Source organism: Acidithiobacillus sp. AC3, assembly GCF_050261095.1.
Taxonomy (GTDB): domain Bacteria; phylum Pseudomonadota; class Gammaproteobacteria; order Acidithiobacillales; family Acidithiobacillaceae; genus Igneacidithiobacillus; species Igneacidithiobacillus copahuensis.
In genome coordinates this window covers 494,210-511,828 of sequence record NZ_CP189838.1, presented here as the reverse complement: position 1 = coordinate 511,828, position 17,619 = coordinate 494,210, and the positions used below count along the sequence as shown (strand labels likewise).

19 protein-coding genes are annotated in these 17,619 nt (G+C 59.9%); 6 read left to right on the top strand and 13 right to left on the bottom strand.

Annotation, left to right across the window (positions count from 1 at the left end):
* Positions 1 to 3 precede the first annotated feature (3 nt).
* Genes rimI through yoaA form a run of 3 tightly spaced genes read right to left on the bottom strand, consistent with a single transcriptional unit; the run spans position 4 to position 3,052 of the window.
* Positions 4 to 471 (bottom strand): ribosomal protein S18-alanine N-acetyltransferase, encoded by a 468-nt coding sequence (gene rimI / locus ACQAYK_RS02585; RefSeq protein WP_215872314.1) that lies wholly within the window; start codon positions 469 to 471, stop codon positions 4 to 6.
* Positions 471 to 1,136 (bottom strand): tRNA (adenosine(37)-N6)-threonylcarbamoyltransferase complex dimerization subunit type 1 TsaB, encoded by a 666-nt coding sequence (gene tsaB / locus ACQAYK_RS02580; RefSeq protein ID WP_215872315.1) that lies wholly within the window; start codon positions 1,134 to 1,136, stop codon positions 471 to 473. The genes rimI and tsaB overlap by 1 nt, the downstream gene beginning before the upstream one ends.
* Positions 1,133 to 3,052, bottom strand: coding sequence for a DNA repair helicase YoaA (gene yoaA / locus ACQAYK_RS02575; RefSeq protein ID WP_215872316.1), 1,920 nt, complete (start codon positions 3,050 to 3,052; stop codon positions 1,133 to 1,135). Before yoaA ends, tsaB begins: the two co-directional genes overlap by 4 nt.
* Positions 3,053 to 3,108: 56 nt before the next feature.
* Between yoaA and ACQAYK_RS02570 the strand changes: the two genes are divergently transcribed.
* Together ACQAYK_RS02570 and ccsB are read left to right on the top strand one after the other, a co-directional pair.
* On the top strand, positions 3,109 to 3,429 hold the full coding sequence (locus tag ACQAYK_RS02570) for a hypothetical protein (protein WP_215872317.1): 321 nt from the start codon (positions 3,109 to 3,111) through the stop codon (positions 3,427 to 3,429).
* 175 nt (positions 3,430 to 3,604) lie between these two features.
* Positions 3,605 to 4,768: a c-type cytochrome biogenesis protein CcsB gene (gene ccsB, locus ACQAYK_RS02565; protein WP_215872318.1), complete on the top strand. Its 1,164-nt coding sequence runs from the start codon at positions 3,605 to 3,607 to the stop codon at positions 4,766 to 4,768.
* Between the two features lie 50 nt (positions 4,769 to 4,818).
* Here ccsB and ACQAYK_RS02560 read toward each other — a convergent pair whose 3' ends face one another.
* On the bottom strand, positions 4,819 to 5,898 hold the full coding sequence (locus ACQAYK_RS02560) for a C40 family peptidase (protein ID WP_483167789.1): 1,080 nt from the start codon (positions 5,896 to 5,898) through the stop codon (positions 4,819 to 4,821).
* A 295-nt stretch (positions 5,899 to 6,193) separates the two neighbouring features.
* On the opposite strand from ACQAYK_RS02560, the gene ACQAYK_RS02555 reads away from it, so the two are divergent.
* From ACQAYK_RS02555 to ACQAYK_RS02545, 3 genes are read left to right on the top strand one after another with little or no spacing between them, the layout of a single operon-like run.
* Positions 6,194 to 6,844: a thioredoxin fold domain-containing protein gene (locus ACQAYK_RS02555; protein WP_483167788.1), complete on the top strand. Its 651-nt coding sequence runs from the start codon at positions 6,194 to 6,196 to the stop codon at positions 6,842 to 6,844.
* Positions 6,845 to 6,885: 41 nt separating this feature from the next.
* A complete protein-coding gene (aguB, locus tag ACQAYK_RS02550; protein WP_483167787.1) occupies positions 6,886 to 7,755 on the top strand; it encodes an N-carbamoylputrescine amidase in 870 nt (289 codons plus the stop codon).
* Between the two features lie 22 nt (positions 7,756 to 7,777).
* Positions 7,778 to 8,179 (top strand): DUF805 domain-containing protein, encoded by a 402-nt coding sequence (locus ACQAYK_RS02545; RefSeq protein WP_215885757.1) that lies wholly within the window; start codon positions 7,778 to 7,780, stop codon positions 8,177 to 8,179.
* 8 nt (positions 8,180 to 8,187) lie between these two features.
* Here the strand turns inward: ACQAYK_RS02545 and ACQAYK_RS02540 are convergent, their stop codons facing one another.
* Genes ACQAYK_RS02540 through ACQAYK_RS02525 form a run of 4 tightly spaced genes read right to left on the bottom strand, consistent with a single transcriptional unit; the run spans position 8,188 to position 10,857 of the window.
* Positions 8,188 to 8,817, bottom strand: a complete 630-nt coding sequence (locus ACQAYK_RS02540) for a VTT domain-containing protein (RefSeq protein WP_483167786.1) — start codon at positions 8,815 to 8,817, stop codon at positions 8,188 to 8,190.
* On the bottom strand, positions 8,817 to 9,173 hold the full coding sequence (locus ACQAYK_RS02535; protein ID WP_483167785.1) for a hypothetical protein: 357 nt from the start codon (positions 9,171 to 9,173) through the stop codon (positions 8,817 to 8,819). Before ACQAYK_RS02535 ends, ACQAYK_RS02540 begins: the two co-directional genes overlap by 1 nt.
* Positions 9,170 to 9,925, bottom strand: coding sequence for a type 1 glutamine amidotransferase (locus ACQAYK_RS02530; RefSeq protein ID WP_215885756.1), 756 nt, complete (start codon positions 9,923 to 9,925; stop codon positions 9,170 to 9,172). The genes ACQAYK_RS02535 and ACQAYK_RS02530 overlap by 4 nt, the downstream gene beginning before the upstream one ends.
* Positions 9,922 to 10,857 (bottom strand): selenium metabolism-associated LysR family transcriptional regulator, encoded by a 936-nt coding sequence (locus ACQAYK_RS02525; RefSeq protein WP_215872325.1) that lies wholly within the window; start codon positions 10,855 to 10,857, stop codon positions 9,922 to 9,924. The genes ACQAYK_RS02530 and ACQAYK_RS02525 overlap by 4 nt, the downstream gene beginning before the upstream one ends.
* Before the next feature lie 81 nt (positions 10,858 to 10,938).
* Between ACQAYK_RS02525 and ACQAYK_RS02520 the strand changes: the two genes are divergently transcribed.
* Positions 10,939 to 11,523 carry a TM2 domain-containing protein gene (locus ACQAYK_RS02520; RefSeq protein WP_483167784.1) on the top strand — a complete coding sequence of 195 codons (585 nt, stop codon included), beginning with the start codon at positions 10,939 to 10,941 and terminating at the stop codon, positions 11,521 to 11,523.
* 37 nt (positions 11,524 to 11,560) lie between these two features.
* On the opposite strand, the gene ACQAYK_RS02515 is transcribed toward ACQAYK_RS02520, so the two are convergent.
* Genes ACQAYK_RS02515 through ACQAYK_RS02495 form a run of 5 tightly spaced genes read right to left on the bottom strand, consistent with a single transcriptional unit; the run spans position 11,561 to position 17,597 of the window.
* The gene (locus tag ACQAYK_RS02515) at positions 11,561 to 12,706 is read right to left on the bottom strand and encodes an aldo/keto reductase (protein ID WP_483167783.1); all 1,146 of its coding nucleotides are present in this window, start codon (positions 12,704 to 12,706) and stop codon (positions 11,561 to 11,563) included.
* Positions 12,703 to 13,884, bottom strand: coding sequence for an acetoin utilization protein AcuC (locus ACQAYK_RS02510; RefSeq protein ID WP_483167782.1), 1,182 nt, complete (start codon positions 13,882 to 13,884; stop codon positions 12,703 to 12,705). Before ACQAYK_RS02510 ends, ACQAYK_RS02515 begins: the two co-directional genes overlap by 4 nt.
* On the bottom strand, positions 13,881 to 16,373 hold the full coding sequence (locus tag ACQAYK_RS02505) for a nitric oxide reductase activation protein NorD (protein WP_483167781.1): 2,493 nt from the start codon (positions 16,371 to 16,373) through the stop codon (positions 13,881 to 13,883). The genes ACQAYK_RS02510 and ACQAYK_RS02505 overlap by 4 nt, the downstream gene beginning before the upstream one ends.
* 7 nt (positions 16,374 to 16,380) lie before the next feature.
* Positions 16,381 to 17,202 carry a CbbQ/NirQ/NorQ/GpvN family protein gene (locus ACQAYK_RS02500; protein WP_215872330.1) on the bottom strand — a complete coding sequence of 274 codons (822 nt, stop codon included), beginning with the start codon at positions 17,200 to 17,202 and terminating at the stop codon, positions 16,381 to 16,383.
* Positions 17,199 to 17,597, bottom strand: coding sequence for a hypothetical protein (locus ACQAYK_RS02495; protein ID WP_215872331.1), 399 nt, complete (start codon positions 17,595 to 17,597; stop codon positions 17,199 to 17,201). Before ACQAYK_RS02495 ends, ACQAYK_RS02500 begins: the two co-directional genes overlap by 4 nt.
* Positions 17,598 to 17,619: the final 22 nt, after the last annotated feature.

Genomic DNA, 17,619 nt, shown 5'->3' with positions numbered 1-17,619 from the left:
CATTCAACTCTCAGACAACGTGGGGAGGGCATTGATCAAGGAGCGAGACAACACCAAGGCATCCTCGCGACCCTCTTTGTTTCGATAATACTGCAAACGCACGCCAATTTCATGAAAGCCCGCTTGATGGTAGAGCTCCTGCGCGGCATGGTTGGAAACCCGCACCTCAAGAAACGCTCGTTCGGCGCCCAGTTGTTTGGCGCGACCGAGTAACTGATGGAGCATTTCCCGGCCATGGCCACGGCGTCGATAGAGCGGGTGGACTCCCAAATTCAACACATGCGCCTCCGCCGCCCCCACCGAGAGGACGCCAAAACTGAGCAACTGGTCACCTGCCATCCCCACCCAGGCATCGTAACCGGCAAGCAGACAGTCCCGAAAAATCCCCCGCGTCCAGGGACCAGGTGATATTTGCTCTTCCAAAGCCGCCACGGCATCGAGATCATCGCTGGTCATGATCCGCAGCGCCACTACTTGCCCTCCTCGGCCTGGGAAGGACGGATGTAGTGCGGTTCCAGTGCTTCGGGGGGGACTCCCGGGTCGCCCGCCGTGGCGCGCCGCCGCGCGATTTGCAAGACCTGCGCCGCTTGGGGATAGGCGTCAGCACGCCAGCAACGAACGGCAGACCAGTGCTGTGCATACTGGTTCCAGCCTGTACCCAGGCCCCGCCAAGGCCCGGGTGTCGGCGGCCAGACGAGATCTTCCGGGCGGCAGACCCGTTCTGCGCCAATGAGCTCGGGAATACCCGCATCATCCGAGCGGAAGGCCGCCGCGTACACTTCTCCCTTGCGGGCGTCGAAGGCGACCAGCGTTGGCTCACCCGGCGCCGCCACGGCAAGGGCCTGGAGGCTCGAGACTGGATAGATCGATTGTCCGCTTGCGATGGCCAGGCCCTGTATCGTGCTGATTCCAAGGCGCACAGCGGTGAATCCGCCCGGCCCCACGCCACAGGCGAAGGCATCGATCTGCGCCAGCTGCAACCCAGCGTGCGCCAGGAGGCCATCAATCATCGGCAAGAGCAGATCGCTGTGGCGGTTGGGGGCGACAACCACGTCCTGCCATAGATTCTGGCCATCCGAAATGGCTACTGAACAGGCCTCAGTTGCGGTCTCGATGGCTAACCAGGTTTTCTTCACGCGCTTTCCCGCCAAAAGTCCTGCACCTCTGCAAGCTCGCTACTCTGCCGCATGGGCGGCAGACTCTGCAAGAAGATGCGTCCATAGCCCTTGCTGCGCAAGCGCGGATCACAGAGCATCAACACCCCGCGATCCTGCTCCGAGCGAATCAAGCGGCCAGCCCCCTGGCAGAGGGCGATGACCGCCTGCGGGATCTGCAGGTCACGAAAGGGGTCGCCGCCCCGCTCCCGAATCCGTTGCAGGCGCGCTTGCAGCACCGGATCCCCGGGACTGGCAAAGGGAAGTTTATCGATGATCACCGTCGATAGCGCCTCCCCCTGCACATCGACCCCCTCCCAAAAGCTTGCCGCGCCAAGCAAGACGGCATCGCCGGCGGTTCGGAAGCGTTCGAGCAGGCGCGAGCGCGGTGCTTGCCCCTGCACCAGTAAGGGATAGCGCAGGCGACTGGAAAGAATCGCCGCCGCCTCCTGGAGGGCGCGATGGCTGGTAAAGAGAAAAAATGCCCGGCCGCCACTGGCCTCCAGCACCGGCAATGCTGCCTCCAGACAGGCACGGGTGTAACCGGGACTGCTCGGCTCGGGAAGCCCGTCGGGCAGGTAGAGCAAGGCTTGGCGTGCGTAGTCGAAAGGTGCTGCTGCCAGAAAATCCTTGCTTTCCGGCAAGCCAAAGAGCTTGCGCGTTTGCGCGAAATCTCCGCCAATACGCAAGGTAGCACTGGTGAGCAGGACCGCATCGAATTGCGAAAACAGGTGTTTTTGCAGGGTTTCGGCGGGATCCAGGGGGGTGGCGTGCAATAACAGCCCACGTCCTCGTCGCTCACACCAGCGAACTTCCTGCTCCTCCAGACCAGGTGCGGCGAAATGCGCCAACACACTTTGCAGCTCTTCGCCGCGCCGGGCGCACTGCTCCAGGCCCTTGCCACGCACCGCTGCGGCGCGCACCTGCCCATGCAAAGGCTCAAAACAGCGCAACAGTGCACGGAACTGCTGGGCGACGCCCGCATCGTCATCCGGGCACCACTCCTGTCGCCCCTCCCCGGCACTCTCCAGCCAGCGTTGCACGGCATGTTCCCAATCCTGCGCCGCCGCACGCAAGTCGCCATCGTCGGCGGCCTCTGCCAGCGCTGCAACCCGGATATCCCGCCCCCATTCGGCCAGCCGATGGGCACTCAAATGCTGGCCAAAAAACTGTGCCGTCAGCTCCGGCAACTGATGCGCCTCATCCACAATCAGCGCATCCGCACTCGGCAACAGGTCGCCCTTACCCTCCGCCTTCAGTGCGAGGTCGGATAGCAAAAGATGATGATTGACGACGATCAGTTCCGCTTCCTGCGCCTGACGTCGCGCCTCCAGAACCGGGCAGGAGGACTGTGCGGGACAGTCCGCACCAAGGCAGTTGTCCCGGGTAGAGGTCACCAGCGGCCAGATCGCAGAATCCTCGGCCACACTGCGTAACTCTGCAATGTCGCCCTCCCGGGTGGCAGCGGCCCAATCCGCAACCCGCAGCAGATCACGCTGCAGGGTAGCCGTCACGCCGTCCCGCAGCGCTTCCTGCAAACGATAGGGGCAGAGATAATTGCTGCGGCCCTTGAGCCGCAGACTACGCAGCGACTGCGGCCACGCCGCGCGCAAGATCGGGAGGTCCTTTTCGATGAGCTGGTCCTGCAAGGCACGGCTGCCAGTAGAGACAATGACCTGCCGACCAGACAAAAGCGCGGGCAGGAGGTAGGCGAAACTTTTGCCCGTTCCCGTACCCGCCTCTATCAGCGCCACCCCACCGTCGCCCAAAACTGCGGCGACCCGCGCGGCCATTTCCTGCTGTTGGACCCGCACGTGGAATCCCGGCAACAACGCGGCAAGGGGACTCGTCGCCCCCAGCATTTCCTCCCAATCGACCAGGCTCTCCGCCGCACTCATGGGCTGGTCCAACGGGCAACTCGACAAAAAAAATCGAGCGGTTTACCCTGCCGCGCATGTATAAACGTCGCGCTCATATCGTCTTTTTGCACGAACAATACCCGGAAACCGCCAAGCGTGCGGTCGCGCTGGCCGAGCAGTCTGGCGGAAAATGGCTGGAAGCGCGACATGAACACCTGGATCGAGACTGGCCTGATTTGTTGATCCTATTGGATGGACGAGACCCAGACAAGTTGGAACTCGCCAGCCACACCCGCGGGAAGTCCTGGCCACTAGGGCCAGACTGGGAGGCAGAACTACAGCAGCGTATTGGCGGCATGATTGGCGGCTTCCGCCTGCTGGCCCGCCTGGATGACAGCAGCGCGCCAAATCCCTAGCACGTTTTCCGGGTCTGTCCCAGCCCGGGCAGTTTTTTTCCGGGAATTGTGCAGTACGGTCCAGCCGGGAATCGACTGTGCACTACAAATCGCGATCCCCCTGAACCTGATCGTGCGGCCCCAGAATTGCTACACTTCGACAGCAAAACAGCAAAATCAGGGAGGCAACCGCATCATGTCTGTTCAAATCGAACAGCAGTACACCCGTTTTGACAAACCGTTCCCAAGCGGTCTCAAACAAAATCTCGCCTGGACGGCCTTTCTCACTGTCGGCGCCGTTGGCATCTGGGTAGTTTTTCAGGCACAGTTCTGGATGTGGCAGTACATCATCCTCGCTCTGTGGTACGCCGGCCTACTGTGGTTTGGCCTGAAATGGCCGCACTTTCGTTTGTTCACTCTGGCGGTGTTGGCGATTGCCGGTGTTGGCGTAGGACTCTACGGCCTCGGCTACCGCGATGGAGATAGCCTGCTTCTGCGCTACTTCCTCCACAGCAATGCCATGTTTGACTGGATGAGCGTTGCCATTCTCTGCAGTGCCATTGGCTACTACGCCTACCTCTTTCGGGGCAGCGAGACTGGCGGACGCTGGGGTCAACGCTTTGCCTGGGCGGCATCGGCATTAGGCTTCGCCGGGCTCGCCATTCGCTGGCGGGAAACCTACATCGGCCATCCCAGTTGGGGGCACATTCCCGTCAGCGACATCTACGACGTCATGGCATTGTTCTGTGCCATGACCATCCTGTTCTACCTGTACTACGAAGAAGAGAGCCAGAGCCGTGGTCTCGGGGCGTTTGTTCTGCCCTTGGTGCTGATTGCCGACATCTTCATGTTCTGGGTGGGCGCGGCCTATCACCTCGACCGCATTGCGCCATTGATTCCCGCACTGCAAAGCTTCTGGATGAAGATTCACGTACCATCGATGTTTGTCGCCTACGCAAACTTCTACATCTCTGCCATGGCCGGCCTTGCTTATCTGCTCAAGGACCGCGCAGTCAAACAGGGTGGTTTTTTGCGTGATCGCCTACCCAGTCTGGAAATCTTAGAGCGCAGCTACTCGGGGACTATCGCTTTCGGATTCCTGTTTTTTACTGTCGGCACCATTCTCGGAGCGGTCTGGGCGGCGAAAGCCTGGGGTGGTTTCTGGTCTTGGGACCCCAAAGAGACCTGGGCTCTGATCGTCTGGCTGAATTACGCCGGTTTTCTGCATGCGCGCAGCCAGAAAAGCTGGCATGGACGCCCGATGGCCTGGTGGGCGCTGATCAGCCTCATCGTCGTCACCATCTGTTTCATTGGCGTCAATCTTTTCTTGGGCGGTCTCCACTCCTACGGGAAACTCTGAATCACAGAGCCCAGGCGAGGCCGCAAGCCTCGCCTATCATTACGCGAAGATCAGGAAAGGCTGACCCCGTGCGGCAGCCGACGGGCACCGTCAAAACGCGCGGCCCAGTAGGGATCGCTGAGACTGGCTACCTGCACGCCCGTAGCTGGCGTTTGCGCACTCACAAACTTGCCTTTACCGATGTAGATGCCAACATGGGAAAATGCGCGATGCATGGTGTTGAAAAAGACCAGATCACCCGGCTTCAGGTCCCGGCGGGGGATTGCCGGCAGGGCGGCCGCCTGCGCGTAGGACGTACGCGGAACGAAGATGTCAAACTTGGCGAAGATGTACTTCACAAACCCACTGCAGTCGAAGCCTGTACGCGGACTGGTCCCACCCCACACATAAGGCGCACCGATAAAACGCAAAGCTGCTGAAACCAGACCATGAGGTGAAAGCCAGCTACCATTGTCGGGGACCGCTTCTGCCGTCGCGTCCTGCGCCGCCAAAGCCACATCGTTGCGCAGTTCAGAGCGGGCGTTGTCTCCAGCAGCAAAGTCCCCTTCCTGCTGCAGCGCCTCCAGGGGATGACTCGCCCAGTAGTAGGCCTGACTGGCAAGCATCTGCAGGGCAACCCCCAGCGTTCCACTCGGGCGCGATGACACGGTATTTTCTGTGGCTGGTGTCACGGCCACGGCCTCACTCGCCTTGACTGCCGGAGCGGCAGCCACAGGCGCGTTATCCGCCACTTTGTCAAGGATCAGAGCCGCATTGATGAAATGTGCCGAATCCACGGGATGCACTTCATCAGGGATGGGGCGCGAGAAGGAATAATGTGGCAAGGGATTGGCCTGCGGTGCAGCGCCTACCCCCGCAAAGGGCACAGGGGAAAGATGCATCAATTGCAGCGCGCTGGGGGCGAGGCTATCGAAACTGGCCGGCTGGGTATCGAGAGTGTCGCGGTAAACAGATGACTCGACGACGTGGCGCTGTCGGTGCAGCACGGGCCTGGCCTTGTGATGATAGGTGACGGCGTGCGTACGCTTACCCACTTCGTGATGGCGCGGTTTGGTATGCGCCTGCGCCATGACCGTCCCTGAAAAAAATACCGCCAGCGTTACCGCCACCCCCAACAAGCTTCTACGCATCGCGTTCCTCCAAACGCCCTGGAAGCGTCGCTGCATGGGTTCTATCGCGAGAACCACAGGCAGAGACACGCCCCGACCCAACGCCGCCTCAGACCACGACGGCAGATCGCCTCCCTACACTTGATGCACTGTATTAGCCATAACTAACACGAATGCCCCATAACACCTGTTTGGGAATCTAGGCGAAAACGTTCCATCGCGCAAGCATTTGTCAGTCGCTTGAAACAGGGTGATAACTTTCTGCTGGCGCAAATTCTGCATACTCCCAGAGAAGGCGGTCTAGCGGAGGTGCATTGTGGCTACGAGCAAAGTTTTCTGGTCCAGATTTTGGAGAAATTTCCTCGGACTTACAAACGGTTACAAAAATATCCGGCTAGGTTTCGCCCTCGCGCTCCTGCTTCTGCCTCTTATCCCTGGCGCGGCATTTGCGCGAGTTGGCGCAGTCCCGGCCAAAGTATGGTCGCAGTTGGGACAGAGCCACTGGATTGCGCAGGGTAATGGGGCGCGCGTGCTCTACGTGATCTTCGATCCCAACTGTCCTTACTGCCATGTGCTCATCGACGAGCTGCAACCCCTGATCAAACCCATGCATCTGCAGGTACGCTATCTGCTGGTCGGGTTTCTGGATCCGGGCAGCAGCCAGGAAAAAGCCGCCTACATCTTGCAGGCGAAAGATCCCCTTGCGGCCATCCTGGAAAACGAGAAGAAGTTCAACATGGAGCACTTCGGGGGAGTGCCCGAGGTACTCCCCGATGCCCGCAGTGAAAAAATCCTCAAGGACAACCTTGCGTTATTGACCAGCATTGGACAGAAAATCGTACCCACCATGATCTACCCGGAAAAGGACGGAAGCTATCAGGTTGTGCAGAAGGCCCTGGGGCCAAACAGCCTACGTGACGTTCTGAAGGGCATCCCAGAGCAGGCCAAGAACTTGCCAGCTCAGTAGCCCCCAAGTATCCTTCGCCACAGGAAAATCGCGGAGGAATCATGCAAGTACGAGTAGCTGCCATACAAATGGCAATTTCGGAAGATCGCTCCGCCAACCTGGCCAAGGCCGAGCACTGGGTGCGCCAAGCGGCTGCGTCCGGTGCGCAGATCATCCTTCTGCAAGAGCTGTTCAGTACCCCGTACTTTTGCAAGGACCAGAACATCGATTTTTTTGCCCTTGCCCGCCCCCGCACAGAGGATCCTGCCCTGCTCCGCATGCAGACCCTGGCGGCCGAACTTGGCGTCGTACTGCCCGTGAGCTTCTTTGAGCGCGCTGGCAATGCCTATTTCAACAGCCTCGTCACCTATGATGCCGATGGCCGAGATCTGGGACTCTATCGCAAGGCGCATATTCCCGATGGCCCCGGCTATCAGGAAAAATTTTACTTCAGCCCCGGTGACACTGGCTTTCGGGTCTTTCCCACTCGTTTTGGCCGGCTTGGCGTCGCCATTTGCTGGGATCAGTGGTTTCCCGAAACGGCCCGCGTCCTCGCCCTGCAAGGGGCAGAGATGTTGCTCTACCCCACTGCCATCGGTTCCGAGCCTACGGCACCCGAGATCCACAGCCGCGACCATTGGACCCGCACCATGCAGGGCCACGCCGCCGCCAATGTCCTGCCCGTCATTGCTGCCAACCGCATTGGGAAAGAGGATGGGGAGAGCGCCAGCATCACCTTCTATGGTGGCTCCTTCATTACCGATGGTACAGGTGCGCTTATGGCCCAGGCCGATCTGGAAGAAGGATTCATACACGCCGATCTGGATCTTGCCGCCATCGCTCGCCAACGTATCGATTGGGGCCTGTTCCGTGACCGGCGCCCCGATCTATACGCCCCTATTTGTAGCTTTGACGGTAACATTCAAAATTAATTTTTTCACCAAGGAGAGTAACATGCGTATGATCGATGCCTATACCCATGCGATCTTCCACAATTATGCGCGCTTCGATGGGCGTATGTCCCGCGCCGAATACTGGTGGTTTGCCCTTTTTAACTTTCTGATCTTCATTGGTATCGTCATACTCGGCGGCATACTCGGCGCATATTCTGCGGGGGAGAAATCGACATCTGGCGTTCTGGTGATTGGACTTTATGGGATATATCTTCTCGCCACCTTTCTTCCAAATCTCGCGACGCAAGCGCGCCGTCTGCACGACGTTGGGCTTTCCGCCTGGCTGTTGCTGCTTTATTTCGTTCCCTATATCGGATCCCTTGCGCTCTTGATCATTACCATCTTCCCCGCGCGACCAGCCGGCGAACGCTTCGGCCCTTACTACGATAGCGTGCCCGTCTGAAGATCGCTTTACCCGGTTGTCTGCCGGCGATTCTGGAACCACGCCAGGAACGCCGGAAACAAGGAAATCAGGATGATCAAAAGCAGGAATGGGGTGAGGTAGGCCTTCACCCAGGGCAAGCGACCCAGGAAGAATCCTGCGAGCAGGAGGCCGACAATCCACAGCACAGCGCCGACCACATTGAAGGAGGTAAAGCGTGCCCAGGGCAAGCGCGCAATGCCGGCAACAAAAGGCACAAAGGTGCGAATGATCGGCAAAAAGCGGCCAATGATGATGGCTTTACCCCCGTGCTTGCGATAAAAAGCCTCGGTCTTCGCCAGGTGATCGGGCTGCAGACGCCAGCGACCCGAAAACAGATGTGGCCCGAAACGTCGGCCCAGACTGTAATTGAGTGCATCTCCCAGCACCGCCGCGGACACCAGCAAAGGAATCAGAATCGCCAGCGACATATGGCCAGCGCCGGCTAGCGTACCGCAGACAAAAAGCATGGAATCTCCAGGCAGGATGGGCATGATCACCAGCCCCGTCTCGGCAAAGAGGATGAGAAAGAGGCCGAGATACACCCATGCTCCGTATTCCTGCAGGAACAGAGCCAACCACTGATCGAAATGCAGGGCCACCTGCAGCAGGTGTAACATCAAGGTTCGTCGCGATAACGCTCGTAATGGCGTAGAAATAGGCTTTCCAACTCAGTGATTGCCTCTGCTGCGGGCAGGCCACCGACCGCATGCTTGGACATCACCGAGGCGGTGTCGTTGAGCATCACCTTGGCGTCGAGCATGTGGTAGGCCTCGCGCAGGCGCTTGATGGCCCCGACCACCGTCTCCCCCTCCCGCGCCGGAATCTGCAAGGGTTCGAGAACGGCAGCGTCGGCATTGGCGGCCGCATCCTTTCTGCGACTGACAAGAAACTCGGCAAAGGTCAGCAGTTGATCGCGCTGGGCATCATCCAGCTTGCGGCTCACGCGCAGTAAGCGGCGCTCATACGCATTCATGATTTATCTGCCGGAGCCAAATTGAGGGAAAAAACGCGTGGCTTACGCTTCTCGGACATCAAGGAAAGTTCCTGCACCAAGGCCACCAGTACCAGATCCGTGGTCTTCTGCATCTCGGGCCAGAGCTCGCGCGCCTGCGCCAGCAAGTCCCCAATATTGTCCGGCGTTTCCCGATCCTCTTCCATGAGAATATCTTCAATCAGGCCCGGCTTCATTTCCGGGCGAAAGAGCAAGGCCATGGCGCTACCGTCATTCGGTCGGAAGGCGATCCAGCGACCTTCATCGTCTACGACCAAGGGCTCGATGGCGTCCGGCAGTTGGGCGGTACCCGCTGCCCAAACCATGACCTGGCGTCCGTCAACTGCCTGCGCCAAGGGATCGTTGCGCCCCGCCTCCGTCGCATGGGCGGTGGTAAAATAGGCATTGTGGTAGGGCTCCAGCGACAACTCCGCACCCTCTTGCTGAGCAATCAGCAATGCTCCCAGTCCCAAACCCACAATGGGCCGTCCGGCCTTGCGAAAGGCAGCAATGGTCTGCAGCTCCTGTTCCAGCCAGGGATATTTGTCCTGCTCCAGAGGAGACATTGGGCCACCGAGCAGGAACAATGCGTCGAAAGTCAGCGCGCTACTCGGCAACTCCTGATTGAGAAAAACACGAAAATAACTGAACCCGATGTCTCGTTTTTCCAGCTGACTCTCGATAATGCCCAAAAACTCGGAATAACTGTGCTGAACGACGGCAAAATGCTTCATGAACGGATCACCCCGCGTTGTTTTGGCAAGGTGAGAAAATCCTTGGCGCAACGCTCTTTGGAAAATTCGAGGAACTCGTCCATCACCAGACTGCGGAACTTCTGTTTCTGGTAAACGAAAAAGTAAGGCCGCGCCAGGGGTGGGTTGAGCGGGCGAGCGACAATGGAACCCAGGGCGAGCTCTTTGAGGACCGTTGCCTCGGAAACAACCGCAACCCCCAAGCCACCCTCCACTGCCCCCTTGACGGCCTCCGGGCTGCCCAGTTCCATGGTGATATGCAGATCTTGGGGATCGACACCTTCCTGACTGAGGTATTCCATGGTGACTTCCCGGGTACCAGAGCCCTCTTCTCGCGATACGAAGGGGAAGTCGAGCAGTTCTCGAGCGGAAACCGTCTGATGTTCCGACAACGCATGATCCGCAGGCGCGATAACGATCATGTTGTCCATGCAGCACTTCAGCGTGGCCAGGCTCTTGTTGGTCACCACTCCTTCGACCAGGCCCAGATCGATACTGTTATCTTCGATCATGTGCACGATCTTGTCGGTGTTGCCGACGTGCAGGCGCACCTGGACATCCGGGTACTTCATTTTGAAATCGCCGAGGACCCGCGGCAGCATGTATTCGGCGATCGTCGTACTGGCGCCGATCAGCAGATGGCCGCGCAGATCTCCGGTCATCTCGCCGACACGGTTGGACATTTCTGAATACAACGACAGAATCCGTTCTGAGTATTCGTACACCACCATACCCGCCTCCGTGAGGCTGATGCGGTTATGGGTACGATCAAAGAGGCGGGTGTTGAACTGCTCTTCCAGTTGCTTGACCTGAAAGGTCACCGCCGGTTGTGTCATGTGCAGGGTCTCTGCCGCCTTGGTGAAGCTCAACAAACGCGCCACCGTGTGAAAGACCTGCAATCGTCTGTCTGCCATATTTTTCCCGTCGCCCGCGACTTTGCCAGAGTTTAGGGGTAATATCAGAGCGGTTCAACACATTATTCCGGGAGATCACTTGTGCCGAAGGCCTGGGAGAAGCTCGACCTCAAGGGCGAGGGGCTGCAGAGCGTGCAGATTCGCCTGCAGCAACTGCAAAAAAAAACCACTACCGCATACCTAACCTGGCTAGGCTTCCTCCTTGGCCTACACCGGTTTTATCTACAGCGCCCACTGGCCTGGGCATATCCTGTCGCCAGCTTGGTGGTGGTCATCCTCGCATTGACACTGCCATGGCCGTTTCCCTTGGGCCTGGGGGTATTGATACTGGTCGCCGCGCTGATCGACTTGCGCCACTTGGGCAACTGGGTGAGCCAACACAACCGTGAGCAACGCAAGGCGGCCTGGTTTGCGCAGCAGACGCCAGCGGCGCCCAAAGATTTTCAGGGGCGTCCAGAAAATCTCGATGCCGGCCAGCAGTGGGAGAAGGAATTACGGGAATACCGGAACGTCAAGGAAAGCGAACGCGCTGGACATCCGGCCGAGCCTGCTGCGACCAAAAAAGGCTTCACGGCCGGCAGTCGCCGCATGTCCTTTGCCGAACAGGAGCGTCTCCTCGCCGAGATCAGCAAAAAGAAAAAGGAAAGCGACGCCGAGCGGCCGTAGGAAACGTCTTTTCTGCTCAGTAAGGAGAATATAGACCCTACTTCTCCTTCTCGAACATGGCCAGGAAGCGCTCTTTCTCCAGAGGCGCCTGCTGGGCAACGGCGAGAAAATCAGCCAGGTGCAGGGGGTTGCTCATACCCACCAGGGTTACCGCAATTCCGGGCGTCGAGCGGACAAATTGCGTAGCGCGCTGCGCAGCATTGGCCAGCTCGGGCATGGCTTCTTGCAATGATGGCACCTCTTCCCGCCCCAGCAGCCCCTTACCCAACGGATGACTGGCCAGGACGGTCAGCTTGAGCTGATAGGCCGCCTGAATGGTGGAGGCGATATTCCCTTGGCCAGTCACCTGACTGAAGCGCGTATAGGCCTCGGGCATCAGGGCGTTGAAGGGAAGTTCGACGATGCGCAGATGGTGCCGTTTGCCCTCCCCCGCCGCCTTCTCCGCCAAGCCCAGCAGGCTAGTCATCGACTGAAACAAAGGATTATCGGTCTCCACCCGACAGGCGTTGAAGGTGGAAATCCCGTAGTAGCGCAGTTTGCCCGCCGCCACCGCACCCTCCAACGCGGCGAAGACATCGATCAACTTTCGGTAGACCTGCTCCTTGCCGATAACGGGGATTTGCACCTCGGGCTGATCCACCAGGAAGGCGTCCAGGGTTGCCAGGCCCGTCTGCGCGCGCAGTTCATCGAGTTGCCAAAGGAGATATTCCGGGCTGAGGCAGTGGATACCATGGGCAAGATCTTCTTTTTTACCGCGTCCTTTGGCCTCGACCTCCTCGGCAAAGAAGGTTTCGAGATTCTCTGGTTTCCCATTGGCAAAGGTGAGAAATCCCCCCTTACCCAGCACGAAGAACTCCTCCCGCTGTATACCCATCTGCAGGGCCTTGGCAATCCCGGCACCTACCGCGCGGCTTGCTCTTCCATAGCGGTAATTGGCACCGGTATCGATCACATTGATCCCCGATTGCAGGGCTTGCGCCACAATGGCGGCAACTGCCACATCGGTTACCTCGTCGATAGCGCCGGGGAAGGTGCCCACGCCAAGGGAAGAGAGCTTGATACGGGTGTTGAGAAAATCACTGTAATGTCCCTCGGGCAGACCCGCCGCAACAAAGCGCTCGGCATACTTTTTGGTCGCCAGACTGTTGGCGGCACCAGGGACTAGATCAGGGGTGTCACTCATACCTGGACTCTCCTATCGCGGAAAAGGGGGTGCTCCTGGAAAAGGGCTCTTAGCCGCTCGCCGATCTCCGCCCGTATCGGGCCTTCACAAGGCAGGTCATCGAGGCGTTCGAACTGCCGCGAATAATCCGGAGCGTCTTCATCATCGAGCTCCCAGTCCACCGCTGCAAGCAGCGCGCGGCCGGGCGCAGGCAGGGTAGCGGGCAACTCCCGGCCGGAGAGAATCGCCCAAAGACCGGTCCAGCAGCGCGCCAGGGCGATGGGATGATAGCCGCCCCCGCCCAATACCAGAAGGCGCGGGCTGTCGGCCACGATGCGCCGTGCCATCTCCCAAAAAAAGACGTTACTGATGCGAAACTTGCTGAGTGGATCTGGGGCAAGGATGTCGGTACCTGCCTGCAATACCACCACCTCTGGCGCAAAGCTTTCCATCACCCGCGGCCAAAGCGCGGTAAATATCTGCCGGTACTCCGTGTCGTTGACCTCCGGCGGCAGTGGCAGGTTCAGCGCCCCACCGGCCTGGTCAGCGAGGCCGCCGCCATGAAAGGGATAGGCATAGGCGGTATCCATGTGGATGGAAACCGTCTGCACCAAGGGATCATCGACGAAGGCAGCCTCCACCCCATCGCCATGATGTGCGTCCAGATCCCAATACAATACCCGCAGACCCGCACGACGCAGCCGCTGAATGGCCAGTACCGGATCGTTCAGATAACAGAACCCGCGCGCCTGATGCGGCGCTGCATGATGCATCCCCCCCGCTGGACTGAAGGCCGTCTGCCCCTGCAACACCAGTTCGGCCGCCTGGATACTCGACCCGGTTGCCAGATTAGGGGTGTCAAAAAAACCCGGGAAATAGGGGTTCTCCAAGGTGCCAAGCTGGTAGACGCGGCGATCCTGATCGGTGACGCGACCCCGAAACTGCGCCTTCTCAAACGCCTGAATGTACTCGCGGGTGTGAAAGCCCCAGAGCTCGATATGGCTGGCAGGGCGGCCCAGGCGATACTCCCCTGCACCCATCGCCCCGTAGCTGTTGATAAGATCGAGGGTCAAAGAGACGCGCGGAATGGCCAGGGGATGGTTTTTGCCGTAGCTGTTCCGGCGATAGCGCGCCGCCCCCACGAAGAGCGCCGGAGACGTTGCTGGAATCCGCTCCTGCAGGAGCGCGGCCTCGTTCATCCATGCCCTCGCAGGCGCAGGTAGATTTCCGGAAGTCGCTGCGGCAAATGGTCGATCTGGGGCAGGACCAGATAGTGCCCCTGCCCAAAGACCAGGGGCAGATAATCGCCGCCGCGCGGATCGAGACTGATACAGAAGGCATGTACCCCGAGATCCCGCGCTTCGCGCACCGCCATGCGCGTGTCTTCCTGCAGATAGCGGGGATCACCGCCATCGTCGTAATCAGCCGGCCGCCCATCCGAAAGAATCAACAGCAAGCGCCGTTGCGCGGGGCTGCGCAACAACTGCCGGGTACTGTGACGAATTGCTGCACCCATGCGCGTTGCCAGGCGTCCGCTCAGGCCACCGAGCATCGCCCGTGCCCGCGCGTCGAAGCGCTCGTCGAAGCGCTTGATTGGGTAGAGCAGGACCTCTTGATGATACTTGCTGGCAAAGCCATAGAGAGCAAAGGGATCGCCCACCTCGACCAGGGCCTCGCCAAAGAGCAACATGGCCGCGCGGAGGCGGTCGACCACACGAATGCCGGTGTCTGCCGCCTCGGCCATGATCGAAGTGGAGAGATCGGCCAGCAGGAGTACGGCAGTATCGCGTTGCAAGGGTCGGCGTTGGCGGTAGATATTGGCCTTGGGGCTCTGCCCGGCGCGACGCTCGACGACAAACTGCACGGCAGCATCGATATCCGGCTCTTCACCTTCCTTTTGTCGCCGCAATGGTGCCATGCGCGTTGGCTTTTGTGCTTGCAGGGCCTTCTTCAGGCGGCGCATGGTGCCGTCATACTCGGCGGCGATCTCCACTGCCCGTGCCTCGTCCTGCTCGCGCAGTTTGCGCTCGTGCACCCGTGCCCAGTTGTCTTTGTACTTTTCCTGGCGGTAGTCCCATTCCTTGTAGGGCCAACCGCCTTTCGGCCCCTGCACCCCGCGGCCACTGCCATGCACCTTGGCCGGCATAGGAATCCCCACCCCTACCCGGCCACCGGTACCTTGAATGTCCTCGGGCGGGATCTCCATGTCTGGATCGTTGCCTTCCGCTTGCTGCGGCGCTTCGCGCGGCTTTTCTTTGTGGCCGGCAGCACCGAGTTGCCCCCCAGCATCCATCTCCACCACCTCAGTCTGGCCATGTTTGCGGGGGTAGACGGGCCGCGCGGCATTGGGGGAGTGTCCGGGCAGGAATGCTGCCGCTCGTTCCGCCAGAGTGATGGCGGGAAGCCCGGTGTGCGCGTAGCGTGCCAAGGCCAGACGGAAGGCGTCGAGGATGCTAGCGGTGGGAGAAGCAAGAGAGGCCAATTCGCTGGGGAGCTGCCCGGATACAGCGGAACGAGTAAGCTGCAGGGCCTCGCGCCAATAGGCCCCGGCCGCACCAGGGGGCACCGACCGCTGCTCCGCGACGCGCAGCAGCCGCGGCAGATAACCTGGCATTTCGCGTTCCATGGCGAGATCGACGCGTAGGTCTTCCAGAATGTCGAAGATCAGCTGAAAGCGCAGCAGATCCTGACCAAACTGGGCAAAAAGCGGCCGCCAGGTGATGCGCTGATCGGCGTCGAGCGGCGGATGTTCCGTACCGATTTCGCGGAAGAGCGCATGGATAGCGTCTTCATCGTAGCTGCCAAAGGCGAGATGTGCACCAGTGTGGTAGAAGGCGAGGATGGCCTCCTCCCGATCGGGCATCACCGCCGGCACGAAGAGGCTGCGGCCATCGGTTTCGAGAAAGCTGCGCCCGCCCTCTACACTCCAGTCGCCGTCCTCAAAGGGCAGATGCAGTCCCGTCCAGGCCTGCAAGAGCAGGGCAAAGAGCCGTTTGTGCGGACCGATGCGGAAGCCCGGCAAGACCTCCAGCAAAAAAGCACGGGCCTCGTCGCTTTCGAGTTTGTACCAGGCCTCGCCGCGAATGCGGCCGGCGGCAAGAATGTCGCGACCGCGCAAGGCCCAGTCCTGTACCCCATCCAATCCACAGATGGCGCGCACCTTGATTGCACCCTCGAGGTAACTGGCCAGCCCCAGACGTCCTTTGGCCAGCTCCCGTGCCGGCGCCAGCAGGGTGCGCAGGTCCTCGGCACCATAGCTGCCAAAGAGCCGGGCGATGGGCGTGCGAAAATACGCCGCGGCGCTATCGACATGACGACCGATCCAGTCCGCGCCTTCTTCGTACCAGATCTTCTCTCCGGCCACGCCGTATTCCTCGCGAGCCTGGGCGGCTTGCTCGAAATACCCTACCGCTGCACGAAAGGTGCCGCGCTGGGTCAGGAAGATGCGCGCCTGTTCGAGCCAGGGGTCGAGACCGCCAAAGGCGCGCACCAGAGTCTCGGTTGCATGGAAAAAGGCCTTGCCCGCCTCGCGGTCATAAAAAAAGAGATCGCGGCCTGTCTCCAGATACCGCAAGACGGCTGCCTCGCCGAGCGCTTCAACGGCGGGCACGGCCGCCCGAGCATCGCGTCCGGCGACAAAACTGACCGCTTCCAGATGCTCGAGGATCTCCTCGCTGGCGGCAGACACGTCGGCCTCAGGCGCCGAAGAAGGTGGTAAAGATTTCCGTCAGCGCCGCGGCGAGTTCGGGATCGTCTGTCTGCGGGCTGATGATGGCGGCCTCGATTGCTTCGAGGGGGGCCAGCCCCGCCGCCATCAGGGTACCGGCATAGACCAGAGCACGGGTAGAGGTGACCTCTTGCAGACCCTGATCCTTGAGATTGCGAGCCTTGGCCGCTCCCTGCACCAGCTTGCTGGAGCGCTCGGCATCCAGCCCCGACTCCCGCATCACGATCTGCGCTTCCAGCTCTGCGGGGGGGTAGGTGAAGTTCATTCCGACAAAACGCTGCTTGGTGGAAGGTTTGAGATCCTTCAGCACCGTCTGGTAACCGGGATTGTAGGAAATCACCAACAAAAAATCGGGATGCGCGCTGAGTTCCGTCCCCAGTTTATCGATGGGCAGATGACGGCGATGGTCGGTCAGGGGATGGATGACGACGGTGGTGTCGGTGCGCGCCTCGACGACTTCATCCAGATAACAGATGGCGCCCTCACGCACCGCGCGGGTGAGAGGACCGTCCTGCCAAACGGTTTCGTCACCTTCGATCAGAAAACGTCCCACCAGGTCCGAGCTGGTCAGATCCTCATGACAGGCTACGGTGATCAGCGGGCGCTTGAGGCGCCATGCCATGTGCTCGAGAAAACGGGTCTTGCCACAGCCCGTCGGCCCCTTGAGCATGACCGGCAGGCGCCGCCCCCAGGCCGCCATGAAGATCCCCAGCTCATTTCCCACCGGCTGGTAAAACGGTTCTTCGCTGATATAGCGCAGGGCATTGTCGCCGTGGCTGCTCCGACTCATGATGTCTCCTCTTGCGATTGTTCGGCATGGCTGCGGGCATATAGATATAAATGGCGCAGGGTGTGTAACAGCATTTTTTGCGGTTGCGGCGGCAAGGCATCTACGCGATCCATTGCCAGACAATTCTGGTAATACACCAGTTCGCGGCAATTATCGCGGATGGTATTCCAGTGCGGTTGCCCCTTCACCAGGGTTTTCCAGAGCGCGAGCAGATCCGCATCCGGATCGGATTCTTTGCCTTCGGATGCCAGCAACGCCTGCAATATGTCGCTCGCAATCGCCATGCCTTCCTGCAGATTTGCAGAAAACTCGTGATTTGCAGCATTGCGCCCAAGCGCCTCGATACGAGCTTGCGCCGCGTCCAGACGCGCCAGCGTCAGGGTTTTGTCGTACATGAGAACTCCTCTCGCCTTGCTT

Coding starts and splice junctions, on each gene's coding strand:
- ACQAYK_RS02570 (WP_215872317.1), top strand. CDS start 3,109: ATGTATAAACGTCGCGCTCATATCGTCTTTTTGCACGAACAATACCCG.
- ACQAYK_RS02495 (WP_215872331.1), bottom strand. CDS start 17,597: ATGTACGACAAAACCCTGACGCTGGCGCGTCTGGACGCGGCGCAAGCT.
- yoaA (WP_215872316.1), bottom strand. CDS start 3,052: ATGAGTGCGGCGGAGAGCCTGGTCGATTGGGAGGAAATGCTGGGGGCG.
- ACQAYK_RS02525 (WP_215872325.1), bottom strand. CDS start 10,857: ATGGCAGACAGACGATTGCAGGTCTTTCACACGGTGGCGCGTTTGTTG.
- ACQAYK_RS02540 (WP_483167786.1), bottom strand. CDS start 8,817: ATGTTACACCTGCTGCAGGTGGCCCTGCATTTCGATCAGTGGTTGGCT.
- ACQAYK_RS02500 (WP_215872330.1), bottom strand. CDS start 17,202: ATGAGTCGGAGCAGCCACGGCGACAATGCCCTGCGCTATATCAGCGAA.
- ACQAYK_RS02560 (WP_483167789.1), bottom strand. CDS start 5,898: ATGCGTAGAAGCTTGTTGGGGGTGGCGGTAACGCTGGCGGTATTTTTT.
- ACQAYK_RS02510 (WP_483167782.1), bottom strand. CDS start 13,884: ATGAACGAGGCCGCGCTCCTGCAGGAGCGGATTCCAGCAACGTCTCCG.
- ccsB (WP_215872318.1), top strand. CDS start 3,605: ATGTCTGTTCAAATCGAACAGCAGTACACCCGTTTTGACAAACCGTTC.
- ACQAYK_RS02535 (WP_483167785.1), bottom strand. CDS start 9,173: ATGAATGCGTATGAGCGCCGCTTACTGCGCGTGAGCCGCAAGCTGGAT.
- ACQAYK_RS02530 (WP_215885756.1), bottom strand. CDS start 9,925: ATGAAGCATTTTGCCGTCGTTCAGCACAGTTATTCCGAGTTTTTGGGC.
- ACQAYK_RS02515 (WP_483167783.1), bottom strand. CDS start 12,706: ATGAGTGACACCCCTGATCTAGTCCCTGGTGCCGCCAACAGTCTGGCG.
- ACQAYK_RS02545 (WP_215885757.1), top strand. CDS start 7,778: ATGCGTATGATCGATGCCTATACCCATGCGATCTTCCACAATTATGCG.
- aguB (WP_483167787.1), top strand. CDS start 6,886: ATGCAAGTACGAGTAGCTGCCATACAAATGGCAATTTCGGAAGATCGC.